General features: G+C 65.6%; 12 protein-coding genes. 10 read left to right on the top strand and 2 right to left on the bottom strand.

The genetic code is table 11. The features are described 5' to 3' along the window. Positions 1-50 precede the first annotated feature (50 nt). The 5 genes from B5E42_RS18140 (at position 51) to B5E42_RS18120 (ending at position 6,800) form a co-directional block, all read left to right on the top strand. Entirely contained in the window at positions 51-623 is a 573-nt protein-coding gene (locus tag B5E42_RS18140; RefSeq protein ID WP_087242251.1) for a xanthine phosphoribosyltransferase, read from the top strand. Between the two features lie 1,117 nt (positions 624-1,740). Beyond that, complete coding sequence (locus tag B5E42_RS18135) at positions 1,741-2,982, top strand: BMP family ABC transporter substrate-binding protein (RefSeq protein WP_087242249.1); 1,242 nt, start codon at positions 1,741-1,743, stop codon at positions 2,980-2,982. A 152-nt stretch (positions 2,983-3,134) separates the two neighbouring features. Beyond that, positions 3,135-4,718 carry an ABC transporter ATP-binding protein gene (locus B5E42_RS18130; RefSeq protein ID WP_087242247.1) on the top strand — a complete coding sequence of 528 codons (1,584 nt, stop codon included), beginning with the start codon at positions 3,135-3,137 and terminating at the stop codon, positions 4,716-4,718. Beyond that, positions 4,711-5,820 carry an ABC transporter permease gene (locus tag B5E42_RS18125; protein WP_087242245.1) on the top strand — a complete coding sequence of 370 codons (1,110 nt, stop codon included), beginning with the start codon at positions 4,711-4,713 and terminating at the stop codon, positions 5,818-5,820. The genes B5E42_RS18130 and B5E42_RS18125 overlap by 8 nt, the downstream gene beginning before the upstream one ends. Further along, positions 5,817-6,800, top strand: coding sequence for an ABC transporter permease (locus B5E42_RS18120; RefSeq protein WP_087242243.1), 984 nt, complete (start codon positions 5,817-5,819; stop codon positions 6,798-6,800). Before B5E42_RS18125 ends, B5E42_RS18120 begins: the two co-directional genes overlap by 4 nt. A 1,013-nt stretch (positions 6,801-7,813) precedes the next feature. Here the strand turns inward: B5E42_RS18120 and B5E42_RS18115 are convergent. After that, on the bottom strand, positions 7,814-7,996 hold the full coding sequence (locus B5E42_RS18115) for a hypothetical protein (RefSeq protein ID WP_087242241.1): 183 nt from the start codon (positions 7,994-7,996) through the stop codon (positions 7,814-7,816). 142 nt (positions 7,997-8,138) lie between these two features. On the opposite strand from B5E42_RS18115, the gene B5E42_RS18110 reads away from it, so the two are divergent. From B5E42_RS18110 to B5E42_RS18095, 4 genes are read left to right on the top strand one after another with little or no spacing between them, the layout of a single operon-like run. Next, complete coding sequence (locus B5E42_RS18110; protein WP_087242239.1) at positions 8,139-8,360, top strand: hypothetical protein; 222 nt, start codon at positions 8,139-8,141, stop codon at positions 8,358-8,360. 21 nt (positions 8,361-8,381) lie between these two features. Further along, entirely contained in the window at positions 8,382-8,858 is a 477-nt protein-coding gene (gene lspA / locus B5E42_RS18105; RefSeq protein WP_087242237.1) for a signal peptidase II, read from the top strand. Next, complete coding sequence (locus tag B5E42_RS18100) at positions 8,833-9,747, top strand: RluA family pseudouridine synthase (RefSeq protein ID WP_087242235.1); 915 nt, start codon at positions 8,833-8,835, stop codon at positions 9,745-9,747. Before lspA ends, B5E42_RS18100 begins: the two co-directional genes overlap by 26 nt. A gap of 60 nt (positions 9,748-9,807) precedes the next feature. Continuing rightward, a complete protein-coding gene (locus B5E42_RS18095) occupies positions 9,808-10,614 on the top strand; it encodes an HAD-IIB family hydrolase (RefSeq protein WP_087242233.1) in 807 nt (268 codons plus the stop codon). A gap of 461 nt (positions 10,615-11,075) precedes the next feature. Here the strand turns inward: B5E42_RS18095 and pta are convergent, their stop codons facing one another. Then, on the bottom strand, positions 11,076-12,059 hold the full coding sequence (gene pta / locus B5E42_RS18090) for a phosphate acetyltransferase (protein ID WP_087242230.1): 984 nt from the start codon (positions 12,057-12,059) through the stop codon (positions 11,076-11,078). Positions 12,060-12,256: 197 nt separating this feature from the next. Here pta and B5E42_RS18085 point away from each other — a divergent pair, with 197 nt between their 5' ends. After that, the gene (locus B5E42_RS18085) at positions 12,257-12,952 is read left to right on the top strand and encodes a helix-turn-helix transcriptional regulator (RefSeq protein ID WP_087242228.1); all 696 of its coding nucleotides are present in this window, start codon (positions 12,257-12,259) and stop codon (positions 12,950-12,952) included. Positions 12,953-13,572 lie beyond the last annotated feature (620 nt).

Below are 13,572 nucleotides of genomic sequence, written 5' to 3'. Positions count from 1 at the left end.
AATTCGATACAATAAAACTATCTTTTTCTGTGGAGTAAGGAGAGGACTATATGAAGCTGCTGGAGGAGCGCATCCGCACCCATGGCAAGATCCGGGAGGGCGGCGTGCTGAAGGTGGACAGCTTCCTGAACCATCAGATGGATGTGAAGCTGTTTCAGGAGATGGGGAAAGAGTTCCTGCGCCTGTTCGGAGACTGCGGAGTTACCAAGATTTTGACCATCGAAGCATCGGGGATCGGGATCGCGTGCGTAACTGCGCAGTTTTTTGATTGTCCGGTGATTTTCGCCAAGAAGAACAAGACCAAGAACATCGCCGGGGACGTGTACACCTCCAAGGTGGAGTCCTTCACCCACGGCAAGGTGTACGACATCATCGTGTCCAAGGAGTTCCTGCTGCCCTCCGACCGGGTGCTCCTCATCGACGACTTCCTGGCCAACGGCAGCGCCCTGCAGGGCCTGATCAACCTGGTGCGGGACGCCGGCGCCACCCTGGTGGGGGCCGGCATTGCCGTGGAGAAGGCCTTCCAGCCCGGCGGCGACCTCATCCGCGGCATGGGCGTGCGGGTGGAGTCCCTGGCCCGCATCAAGTCCATGAGCGTGGAGGACGGCGTGGAGTTCTGTTAAGGCGCCCCATTGCACCCGGCTGATTGGCCAGGGACTCCACGGGGCCCCGCGAAGCGGGGCGGCGCCCGCGCCGTACGAGCGTTTTGGCCCCTGGGCCAAAACCTCGGCGCTGGGGCAATTCAGTTGCCCCAGCGCGAAAAGGAAGTTGGGTTCCCAAAGCGGCGGGCCGCTTTGGGACGTCCCTGGCCCGCATCAAGTCCATGAGCGTGGAGGGCGGCGTGGAGTTCTGCTGAGTGGCCTGCCCGGCCGGGTGCCGTAACCGTCGTGCCCGTAGGGGCGGATATCATCCGCCCGCGATTTGTCAGAGTAAGGCTTTGATCGCCTGTCTGCCGGGGAACCCCCGAGGGCGCGCCGGGTCGTCGCGCCCCACGGACAGTTGCCACGACTTCCTTGATATTTCAGAGGCACAGCACCGACGGCGGCCCGGCGGGCCAAGTTGGTACAGCGCAGCAGCTTTCAGGGCTTGCAGGGTAACCCCGATGCGTGCCGCCCGGGGCGCGGCGTCGTCGGCCCAAGCTACGGATCGTTCGCTTCCGGGCAGGCCCGAAAGCTCATTCCCTCCGCTGGGCCTCCTCTCCCCACCGAACCCGCTTCGCTGGGCTTCGGCGGGGGCCCCAGTTACCGCAAGCGCCAGCCAATGGGGCGGGCGGCAATGCACGCCTGGTCTTTGCAAGCCAGACACAGCCCACCGCCGCCATGAGCCCCCGTTTTGGGGGTTCAGGGGGCGAAGCCCCTGACCCTTCTTTCCCCCCATTTCTTCGGGAAGAAATGGGGGCCCCGGCCGGGCAGGCCCGCCCCGTGAGGGGGGCATCCTCTATGAGCGGGCGACCACAGGTCGCCCCTGCGGACGGCGCGCCGAGTCGTCGCGCCCCACGGAGCCGACGGTTGCAGAGGCGAACGGGCGGATGATATCCGCCCCTACGGGCCCGGCAATGGTTTCCCGCACGGATATACTGACTGACATAAGCAAGACCGGCTGCCGCAGGCGGAGGGCATCCTCCGTGATGAGCGGATGATTTGGCGTCCACCACGGGCGGGGACAGTCGTCCCCCGCGCGGGCAGCCGTTTGGAATAGAGGATCCGATACTGTCTGAATGTGATAAGGAGGAACCTGTTTATGAAGAAGAGACTGCTTGCAATGCTCCTGGCGGGCGCCATGGTGTTTGGCCTGGCGGCCTGCAGCGGCGGGGATCAGGGCTCTGCCGAGACCCCTTCCAGCCCCGAGAGCACCGCCCCCGCCGGGGAGACCACCCCCGCCGGCGATGAGGCCAAGACCATCAAGGTTGGCATGGTGTGCATCGGCGACGAGAACGACCAGGGCTACACCTACAACTTCATGCGCGGCGTGGAGGAGGCCACCGCCCAGCTGGCCGAGCAGGGCATCAACGTGGAGTGGGTCTACAAGACCCAGATCCTGGAGGACTCCGGCTGCGAGGACGCCAACATCGAGCTGGCCGACGCCGGCTGCCAGATCATCATCAACAACTCCTACGGCTTTGAGTCCTACATGCTCAAGGTGGCCCCCGACTATCCGGAGATTGAGTTCATCTCCTGCACCAACCAGGCCTCCGCTGTGGACGATCTGGCCAACACCCACAACGCCTTCGCCAACATCTACGAGGGCCGCTACCTGGCCGGCGTGGCCGGCGGCATGAAGCTCCAGCAGCTCATCGACGAGGGCACCATCACCGCCGAAGAGGCCGTCATCGGCTACGTGGCCGCCTTCCCCTTCGCCGAGGTGGTCTCCGGCTACACCGCCTTCTATCTGGGCGCCAAGAGCGTGTGCCCCAGCGTGACCATGAAGGTCAAGTACGTGAACAGCTGGTCCAACGCCTCTGAGGAGGCCGCCGCCGCCGCCGCCCTGGCCGACGAGGGCTGCGTGCTCATCTCCCAGCACTCCGACAACACCACCCCCGCCACCGCCGCCCAGGATGCCGGCGTGTTCCACTGCGGCTACAACAACGACATGACCGGCGTGGCCCCCGAGTCCAGCATCATCTCCTGCCGCGTGGACTGGGCCCCCTACTTTGTCTACGCCATCTCCGCCGTGGCCAACGGCGAGGAGTTCGCCCAGGACTGGACTGCCGGCTACGCTGACGGCTCCGTCAAGCTCACCACCCTGAACGAGGCCATCGCCGCCCCCGGCACCGCGGAGGCCCTGGAGGCCGCCGAGGCCGAGCTGGCCGACGGCCTGCACGTGTTCGCCGGCCCCCTGTCCGGCCATCCCGCCCAGGATCCCGACGGCGAGGTGTGGAGCATCGGCGAGGGCGAGTACTTTGCCGAGTCCGATCTGAGCCAGGAGGGCGGCCTGTCCGCGCCCCAGTTCTGCTACATCATCGACGGCATCACCGAGGAGTAATCGGAACAGACGCCCATGGGGGCCGGCCTTCTGGCCGGCCCCCGCATGCTTTTGGGATTTTTGGTTTACACACTTCCAAAAATTTGTTATCATGCAGTTGTAAGAGAGACGAGAGAACTTCGGCCCCCCGGGGCCGGGAAAGGAGGCTGGGCTTGGAAGGTACCAGTGCAATCCAGCTCAAGGGGATCACCAAGCGCTTCGGCAGCGTGGTTGCCAATGACCACATCGATCTGGACGTGAAGCGGGGGCAGATCCTCTCCCTGCTGGGGGAGAACGGCAGCGGCAAGACCACCCTGATGAACATGATCTCCGGCATCTACTTCCCCGACGAGGGGCACATCTTCGTGGAGGGGAAGGAGGTCACCATCCGTTCCCCCAAGGACGCCTACGCCCTGGGCATCGGCATGATCCACCAGCACTTCAAGCTGGTGGACGTGTTCACCGCGGCGGAGAACATCGTCCTGGGCCTGGAGGGGAAGGGGAGGTTTGACATCCGCTCCGCCGGCCGCCGGGTGAAGGAGATCAGCGAGAAGTACGGCTTCGACATCGACCCGGACAAGAAGGTCTACGACATGTCCGTGTCGGAGAAGCAGACGGTGGAGATCATCAAGGTGCTCTACCGGGGGGCGGACATCCTGATCCTGGACGAGCCCACCGCCGTCCTCACCCCCCAGGAGACGGAGAAGCTCTTCGCCGTGCTGCGCAACATGCGCGCCGACGGCAAGGCCATCGTCATCATCACCCACAAGCTCCACGAGGTCATGGCCCTGTCCGACCAGGTGGCGGTGCTGCGCAAGGGCAGGTACATCGGCACCGTCAACACCGCCGAGACAAACCCCCAGGCCCTCACCGAGATGATGGTGGGCCGGGCGGTGAGCCTGAACATCGACCGGCCGGAGGCCAAATATAAGGATCTCCGGCTGGAGGTGAAGGGCCTGACCTGCCGGGATCACGAGGGGGTCAAGACCCTGGACGACGTGTCCTTCCAGGCCTTCGGCGGCGAGATCCTGGGCATCGCGGGCATCGCCGGCTCGGGGCAGAAGGAGCTGCTGGAGGCCATCGCCGGCCTGCAGCATGTGGAGGCGGGCAGCGTGCTCTACTACCCGCCCCACCCCAACAGCGACATCGCCGGCTACCACGTGCCGGTGGACAGAAACGGGGAGGAGCTGGTGGGCAAGAACCCCACCCAGATCCGCAAGGTGGGCGTCTCCCTGGCCTTCGTGCCCGAAGACCGGCTGGGCATGGGCCTGGTGGCGGGCATGGACATGGTGGACAACATGATGCTCAAGACCTACCGGGAGCACAAGGGCCCCTTTGTAGACCGGAAGGCCCCCCGGGCCCTGGCCGAGCGGCTCATTGAGGAGCTGGAGATCGTCACCCCCGGCGTGTCCACGCCGGTGCGGCGGCTGTCCGGCGGCAACGTGCAGAAGGTGCTGGTGGGCCGGGAGATCGACTCCACCCCCACGGTGCTCATGACCGCCTATCCCGTCCGGGGCCTGGACATCAACTCCTCCTACACCATCTACGGCCTGCTCAACCAGCAGAAGCTGAAGGGCGTGGCCGTGATCCTGGTGGGCGAGGATCTGGACGTGCTGCTGGAGCTGTGCGACCGGATCCTGGTGCTCTGCGGCGGCAAGGTGTCCGGCATCGTGGACGGCCGGGGCACCACCAAGGAAGAGGTGGGCCTGTACATGACCCACGTGGGCGGCGGAAAGGAGGCGGCACAGGATGCATAACGGCGAAAAGACCCCCCTGATCCGCCTGGCCAAGCGGGAGAGCATGCCGGCGGCGGCCCAGTGGGGCATCCGCATCGCGGCCATCCTGCTGGCCCTGGTGGTGGGCGGCCTGGTGATCCTGATCTCGGGCAACAACCCCGTCCAGGGCTACGCCACCATTGTGGAGGGCGCCCTGGGCAAGACCTCCGGCATCCGGCAGACGGTGAAGAACTTCATCCCCCTGCTGGGCGCCGCCCTGGCCATCGCCCCCTGCTTCAAGATGCGCTTCTGGAACATCGGCGCCGAGGGGCAGATCACCGCCGGCGCCATGTGCGCCACCTACTTCGCCCTGTTCTGGGCCGACCGGCTGCCCCAGGTGCCCCTGCTGCTGATCATGTGCGCCGCCGGCGCCGTGGGCGGCGGCATCTGGGCCCTGATCCCCGCCTTCTTCAAGGCCCGGTGGGGCACCAACGAGACCCTGTTCACCCTGATGATGAACTACATCATCATCGGCGTGGTCAAGTGGCTCCAGGGCGGGCCATGGGAGAAGATCCCCCGGGGCAGCCAGCAGATCGAGCAGTTCGCGTCCAACGCCTGCCTGCCCCGGGTGGCCGGGGTGTACTGCGGGTGGATCATCGTGCTGGTGCTGACGGTGCTCATGTTCCTCTACATGCGCTACACCAAGCACGGCTACGAGATCGCCGTCATCGGCGAGAGCGAGAACACCGCCCGCTACGCCGGCATGAACGTGGGCTGGATCATCATGCGCACCATGTTCCTCTCCGGCGCCATCGCCGGCATCGTGGGCTTCCTGCTGGTCTCCGGCGCCAACAACACCCTCTACTCCGGCGTGGCAAACAACGCCGGCTTCACCGCCATCACCGTGGCCTGGCTGGCCCAGCTCAACCCCTTCGCCATGGTGGGCATATCCGCCCTGCTGGCCGTGCTCCAGAAGGGCGCCGACACCCTCAACACCCAGATGTCCATCCCGGTGTCCCTGTCCGACGTGATCACCGGCGTGCTGCTGTTCTTCATGCTGGGGTGTGAGTTCTTCATCAACTACCGGCTCATCTTCCGCGGCGCGGAGGAGCGGCAGGCCCGAAAGGAGGCGGCGAAATCATGACATTCCTGCTCAACCTGATCACCGCCGCCGTCCTCTACGGCACCCCCCTGCTCTACGGCACCACCGGCGAGATCCTCACCGAGAAGTCGGGCAACCTGAACCTGGGCGTGGAGGGCATGATGTTCATGGGCGGCGCCGTGGGCCTGGGCGCGGCGTTCTACTATGAGAAGCTGACCGGCGCGGCGGTGTCCGCCCCCCTGGCGGTGGTCATCGCCATCGCGGGCTCCTTCCTGGCCGGGGCGGCGGGTGCGCTGATCTTCAGCTTCCTCACCATCACCCTCCGGGCCAACCAGAACGTCACCGGCCTGGCCCTCACCATCTTCGGCACCGGCGTGGGCCAGTACCTGGGCGAGTTCATGCGGGTGCAGGAGGGCACCTATGTGGCCGTCAGCAACACCCTGAAGGCCGCCTTCAACAACTCCCCCTTCCCGGCCGCCCTCCAGCAGCTGCCCGTGGTGGGCAGCCTCCTGTTCGGCCACAGCATCTTCACCTACCTGGGCATCGCCATGGCCGTGGCTATGGGCCTGTACCTGCGGCGCAGCCGCTCCGGCCTGTACCTGCGGGCGGTGGGCGAGTCCCCCGCCACCGCCGACGCCGCCGGCATCAGCGTGGCCCGCTACAAGTACCTGGCTACCGTCATCGGCGGCGGCATCTCCGCCGTGGGCGGCATGGTGTACATCATGACCGTGGTGGGCGGCGTGTGGAACCACGAGGGCCTGTCCGGCGAGGGCTGGCTGGCCGTGGCCCTGGTCATCTTCTGCCTGTGGAGCCCCTACCGGGCCATCTGGGGCTCCATCCTCTTCGGCGGCCTGCTCATCCTCTACCTGCGCATGCCCATCGACCTCATTCCCGACCAGATCTACAAGATCCTGCCCTATGTGGTCACCGTGGTGGTGCTGATCTTCACCTCCCTGCGCAACAACCGCGACAAGCAGCCGCCTGCCAGCCTTGGTTTGGCGTATTTCCGCGAAGAGCGGTAAACACAAGCGCCGCCCGTATCCCGGGCGGCGCACTTTTTTGTCCTGAAACGAGCGTGTCCCTTGGGGGCGCGCATCGCGCGCCCGGAGCCTTCCCCCCGCTGGGGGGAAGGTGCCCCAGTGCGCGCACTGGGGCGGATGAGGGGTTCCCGGATGCCTGCGCGGCGGGCGCCCCATCTGTGGGGCGCGACGACCCGGCGCACCCAATGGGGCCCCCGCGGCGACTCAACGAAGTGGTCGGCGTGGGGAGAAGGAGGCCCAGCGGAGGGAATGAGCTTTCGCGTTTACGCGGAAGCGAATGATCCGCAGCTTGGGCCGACGATGTAGGGGCGACCTGTGGTCGCCCGTCTGGTAAAAGCCCGGCTGGCGCGGAAATTGCCATGCACTGTAGGGCGGGGGCTTGCCCCCGCCGTTATTTGCCGGGGTACTCCCCGGGTGGCACGCCTGCGCGGCGGGCGCCCCCATTTCTTCCCGAAGAAATGGGGGGAAAGAAGGGCCGGGGGGCTCCGCCCACCCTGGATCCCCCAATACGGGGGTTCATGGCGGCGGAAAGCTGTACAGACAAAGCAAGAACCGGGCGTGCATCCACGCCCGGTTCCTTTTTTGGCTTCGTTACAGGCGCTGCCGCGCCTTGGGTGGCCCGCATCGGGATTACCCCGCAAGCCCTGGAAGTGGTTGCGCTGTACCGGCCTGGCCCGCCGGGCCGCCGTCGGTGCCATGCCGCCGAAGGGCCGGGGTGCCCCTCGCAACCGGCGGGTAACTGCTCACTATGTAGGGGCGGATATCATCCGCCCGCTTGTCCCCGCAGCCGCTGGCCCCGTGGGGCGCGACAAGGTGAATTGCCCCAACGGGGCAAGAGAAGGTGCCCTGGGGTACGACCCGGCGCGCCGCCCGTTTGCCCCCGCAACCACTGGCCCCGTGGGGCGCGACAAGGTGAATTGCCCCAACGGGGCAAGAGAAGGTGCCCTGGGGTACGACCCGGCGCGCCGTTCGTTTACCGGGGTACCCCCGGCGCCCTACGGGTTCTCCGGCTCCACGGGGATCTCCCCGTGCTCCTTCTCGTACTGCTTCAGATAGCTCTCCACCGCAATGCACAGTTGCATATTGATGGATCTCCGCCCCTGCTTCGCCAGGGCGCGGATTTTTTCCATATAGACTTTTTCCAGACGAAGCGGATAGGGATTGGCCTGCACAGACATACTTTCAACTCCTTTTGACTCTATTAGATGCTATCATGATATCCTCTCAACCAGTCTCCTCACAATAGTTCTAATAGATACAAAAAGATATTGACTATTTGTATCTGTTTGATATTATATAGATACAAAAGGAGGGATCCCTATGAACCACCCCAACCGGAAGGAGACCATAACCGTCCTGGTGGACGGCCGCACCAAGGCCAAGCTGCGGCGGCTGGCCGGGGATTCGTACCGCACGCTGTCCGGCTATGTGCGCCACCTGATTCTGGCGCACATCCGGGAGGCGGAGGCCCTGCGCGGCCCCATTCCGGACGAAGAGCCCTTGTGCCCGGGGCCGGGGCGTGGTACAATAAAGGGAATCTGAACGAGAAAAAGGAGCCCTTTCATGCTGTATGCGGTACTTGTGCTGGCCCTGGTGGGGCTTGACCAGCTGGTCAAGTTCCTGGTGCGGGCCTACATTCCCCTGGGGGGGGACGTGCCCTTCCTGCCCCACATCCTCCAGCTGACCTATGTGCAGAACACCGGCGCGGCCTTCTCCATCTTTTCCCAGCACACCTGGATTCTGACCGTGGTGTCCCTGGTGGTGTCGGTGGCCCTGGTTGTGCTGCTGCTGAAAAAGGTATTTCCCCACCCCCTCGCCATGCTCACCCTGTCCCTGGTGCTGGCCGGGGCGGTGGGCAACTTGATCGACCGGGCGCTGTTCGGGTACGTCACCGACATGTTCCAGACCCTGTTCATCCACTTCGCGGTGTTCAACGTGGCGGACATCTGCGTGGTGTGCGGCGGCATCGGCTTCTGCGTCTACTATCTGTTTTTCCACGGCAGGGGGGACGGCCATGGAGCCGATTCTGCTGAGGGCTGACCGGGACGGGGAGCGGGCCGACCAGTTCATTGCCCGGCTGGTGCCGGAGCTGACCCGCTCCGCCGCCCAGCGCCTGCTGGAGGAGGGGGCGGTGACCCTGGCGGGCCGCCCGGTGAAGAAGAACTACAAGACCGCCCCCGGCGACGTGCTGGCGGTGGCGCTGCCCGAGCCGGAGCCGGTGGACGCCGTGCCCCAGGACATCCCCCTGGACGTGGTGTACGAGGACGGGGACGTGATCGTGGTCAACAAGCCGGTGGGCATGGTGGTGCACCCGGCGGCGGGCCATCCCGACGGCACATTGGTCAACGCACTGTTATATCACTGCGGGGAATCACTCTCCGGAATCAACGGAGCCCTCCGCCCCGGCATTGTCCACCGCATCGACCGGGACACCTCCGGCCTGCTCATCGCGGCGAAGAACGACTTCGCCCACCAGGCCCTGGCCGAACAGCTCCAGGATCACTCCCTCTACCGGGAGTATGAGGCGGTGTGCGTGGGCACCCTGAGAGAGGACGCGGGCACCGTGGACGCCCCCATCGGCCGCCACCCGGTGGAGCGGAAGAAGATGGCGGTAGACCGGAAGAACGGCCGCGCCGCCGTGACCCACTGGCAGGTGCTGGCGCGCTATCCGGGGTATACCCACATCCGCTGCCGGCTGGAGACCGGCCGCACCCACCAGATCCGGGTGCACATGGCCTCCATCGGCCACCCCCTGCTGGGGGACACGGTGTACGGGGCCAAAAAGCCGGTGCCCGGCCTGGCGGGCCAGTGCCTCCACGCCAGGCGGCTCTCCTTCATCCACCCCCGCACCGGGGAGCGGGTGACGGTGGAGTGCCCCCTGCCGGACTATTTCACGCAGGTGCTGGCGCGGCTGGCCCGGCGGGCGTAGCCCCGGCGGCAGCTAAACAATCACAGGGCGCACTCCGCCCGGGAAAGCAGGTGAGCCTCCATGGGAAAATTTGACGGCGTGCTGTTCGCCAGCGACTTTGACGACACCCTCTATGGCGAGGATATGCGCATTACCCGGGAAAACGTGGAGGCCCTGACCTACTTCACCGGCCAGGGGGGCATCTTCACCGTGGCTACCGGCCGGGCCCGGCCCAACTTCGCGCCCCACGCCCGCAGCGTGCCCATCAACGCCCCCGTCATCCTGTCCAACGGCTCCGCCCTGTACGACTTCCGCACCGGGGAGATGGTGTACGAGACCTTCCTCCCCGACCGGGTGCGGGGGGACATGGAGGAGGTGGCCCGGGCGATCCCCTCCATCGGCTTTGAGGCCTACCACCACGACGACGTGTACACCTACCAGCCCAACGCCGTCACCCGCCACCACCTGGGCCGGGCGGGCCTGCCCTCCACCGAGGCCCCCATCGCGGACATGCCCCTGCCCTGGAGCAAGGCCATCCTCCAGCAGCGCAGCGAGGTGCTGCTGGAGACCCAGCGGTACATGCTGGAGCGGTGGAGCGAGCACTACGAGGTGATCTTCTCCAACCCGGTGCTGCTGGAGCTGACCCGGAAGGGGAGCAGCAAGGGCGGCATGGTGGAGCTGCTGGCCCGCCGGCTGGGGATCCGGCCCGGCCACATCTACTGCATCGGCGACAACCAGAACGACATCCCCATGCTGGCCGTCTCCGCCATCCCCTTCGCCCCCTCCAACTGCGCCCCGGAGGTGCGGGCCTGGGGGGCCCGCATCCTGGGCTCCTGTGAGGAGAGCTGCGTGGCCCAGGCCATCCGCATCCTGGACGAGCTCTACTGAACATACGCGCCCCGGGCGGAATTTCCGCCCGGGGCGCTGAGACCGTCAAAAAAGCGGCAAAGCCGCTTTTTTGAGCAGGATGCAGTCCGCCGCGCGCAGGATTTGTCCGCTTCAGGCGGACAAATCCCACACTTGCGGCCTGAGAAGTGTTTTCTCCGACGCACATGTCGCCGGAGAAAACAGATTTCCATTTTTTCGCGCCTGCGGGCGCGGCTGCGCAGCCGTTGGCGACTTTGCCGCCTTACGGATGCGGCGTACCCCTTGCGGGTAAACTCTGCGAGGCTTTTCCACACGGAGTTTTTTTCGAGAGCCTGCGCGCCCCGGGCGGAATTTCCGCCCGGGGCGCGCTGCCGTCTCGGGGGAGAGACCGCCCCCGCCGCTGGCGGGGTGGAGGTCTCCTCCATGGCCATAAGAAACCCCGGAGCGGCCCTGAGACCGCTCCGGGGTGATGTAACATTTGCTCAGGCCAGAGCCGCAGTGATAATGGCCATGGAGTAGACCTCCTGGGCGTTGCAGCCGCGGGAGAGGTCGTTGATGGGGGCGTTGAGGCCCAGCAGGATGGGGCCGTAGGCGTCGAAGTTGCCCAGGCGCTGGGCGATCTTGTAGCCGATGTTGCCGGCGTTGATGTCGGGGAAGATAAAAGTGTTGGCATAGCCGGCCACGGGGGAGCCGGGGCTCTTGAGCTGGCCCACGGCGGGAGAGACGGCGGCGTCGAACTGGAGCTCGCCGTCCACGTCGAAGTCGGGGTTGGTGGCCAGAACCTTCTCATAGGCGTGGCGCATCTTGTCCACGTCCTCGCCCTTGCCGGAGCCCTTGGTGGAGTAGGACAGCATGGCCACCTTGGGGTCGATGCCGAAAATGCGGGCGCAGTGGGCCACCTCGGTGGTGATCTCCACCAGCTCGTCCTCGGTGGGCTTGATGTTGATGGCGCAGTCGCCCATGGCCAGCACGGTGTTGTCGCCCACGCCCTCGCGCACCATGATGAAGCAGGAGGAGACGATCTTGTTGCCCGGCTTGGTCTTGACCAGCTGCAGGGCGGGGCGGACGGTGTCGGCGGTGGAGTAGGTGGCGCCGCCCAGCAGGCAGTCGGCCACGCCCATCTTCACCAGCATGGTGCCGAAGTAGTTGCCCTTCTTCAGGGCGGCGCGGCACTCGTCGGCGGTCATCTTGCCCTTGCGGAGCTCCACCATGGTGTCCACCATCTTGTCCATGTCGGGGTAGGTCTCCGGGTCGATGATCTCCGCGCCCCGGATGTTGAAGCCGGCCTCCTCCGCGGCGGCGTGGACGGCATCCACATTGCCGATGAGGATGGGGGTCAGGAAGGTGCCGGCCAGCAGGCGGGCGCTGGCCTCCAGGATGCGGGCGTCGGTGCCCTCGGTAAAGACGATGCGCTTGGGGCTCTTCTTCAGGGTGTCGATGAGCTGCTGGAACATGTGAATGGCCATTGGTATCATCCTCCATATTTACGCGTGAGCTGCGATTTGCCAAAGATTTTGGCTGTACTGGTATTATACACCCGAACCCCGGGGATTCTCAATGCCAAAACAGCAGAAGATTGTGAAAAAATACACTTTACTTTTTGTATTTATGAATTTATACTATACCTACTGTTTTGATACCAACTGTGCAATGAGGTGTGTTCATGAGTTCCGATTTCTCCCGCTGCCTCTCCCTGCTCCGCCAGGAGAAGGGCATCTCCCAGCGCGCGGCCGCCAAGGAGCTGGGCATCAGCCAGGCGCTGCTCTCCCACTATGAGAACGGCGTGCGCGAGCCGGGCCTGGCCTTTGTCATCAAGGCCTGCAACTACTACAACGTGTCCGCCGACTTCCTGCTGGGCCGCACCCTCTCCCGGGACGGCACCACCATCGCCGCCGGGGAGCTGTACGACTACTCCACCGAGAAGGACAACGTGCTCCACGGCTCCATTATGGCCACGCTGAACAAGAAGCTGCTGGTCAACTCCATCGGCGTGCTCTTCGACCTGCTGGGCAAGACCGGCAAAAAGGAGGCCATCACCGCCGCCGCCGACTACCTGGGCACCGCCATCTACAAGATGTTCCGCCACCTCTACCGGGCCGACGGCACCAAGAACGAGGACTTCTTCTCCGTCCCCGCCCGGCAGTTTATGTCCGGCGTGCCCACCGCCGACATGATCTGCACCGAGGCCCAGTATGTGGACGCCCTGGCCGCCCACGCCAAGGAGAAGGGGAGCTTCCCCCCCATGCACAACGACGCCCTCATGGAGAGCTACCCCGGCCTGTACCAGTCCCTGCTGCAGATCATCCACAACACCGGCGAGCGGGTCAACCGCCGCATGGAGATCCAGAACCAGAAGTAGGGCGCGGCATCCCTGACGCGCCGCCCGCGGGGCGGTATGACAACCGCCAGGCCCGTAATCTGCCGCGATTTGCCAGGGTAAGACTTTGACCGCCTGTAGGGGCGACCTGTGGTCGCCCGATGTCCATCGGGATATCCCCCGGGGGACGCGCCTGCGCGGGCGCGGGCCTGCCCGGCCGGGGCACCGCTTTTGCTGTCAAAAGCGGTGGGAAAACCACCAGGACCTGCGGGCCCTGGACCCGGGGCTCACGGCGGCGGTGGGCTGTACGGACAGGGCGTAAACCGACCGCGCATTGCCGCCTGCCCCATTGGCTGGCGCTTGCGGTAACTGGGGCCCCGCCGAAGCCCAGCGAAGTACCCGCAAGGGGCACGCCGCATCCGTAAGGCGGCAAAGCCGCCAACGGCTGCGCAGCGGGTTCGGTGGGGAGAGGAGGCCCAGCGGAGGGAATGAGCTTTCGGGCCTGCCCGAAAGCGAACGATCCGTAGCTTGGGCCGACGACGCCGCGCCTCGGGCGGCACGCATCGCGGTTACCCCGCAGGCCCTGAGAGCGGCTGCGCTGTACCGGCTGCGCCCGCCGGGCCGCCATCGGTGCCATGCCCCTGAAATACCAAGGCGGTCGC

This window comes from Flavonifractor sp. An10 (assembly GCF_002161215.1).
Classification (GTDB): domain Bacteria; phylum Bacillota; class Clostridia; order Oscillospirales; family Oscillospiraceae; genus Flavonifractor; species Flavonifractor avistercoris.
Note: the sequence above shows the minus strand (reverse complement) of the source record. Positions and strands in the feature narration are given on the sequence as shown.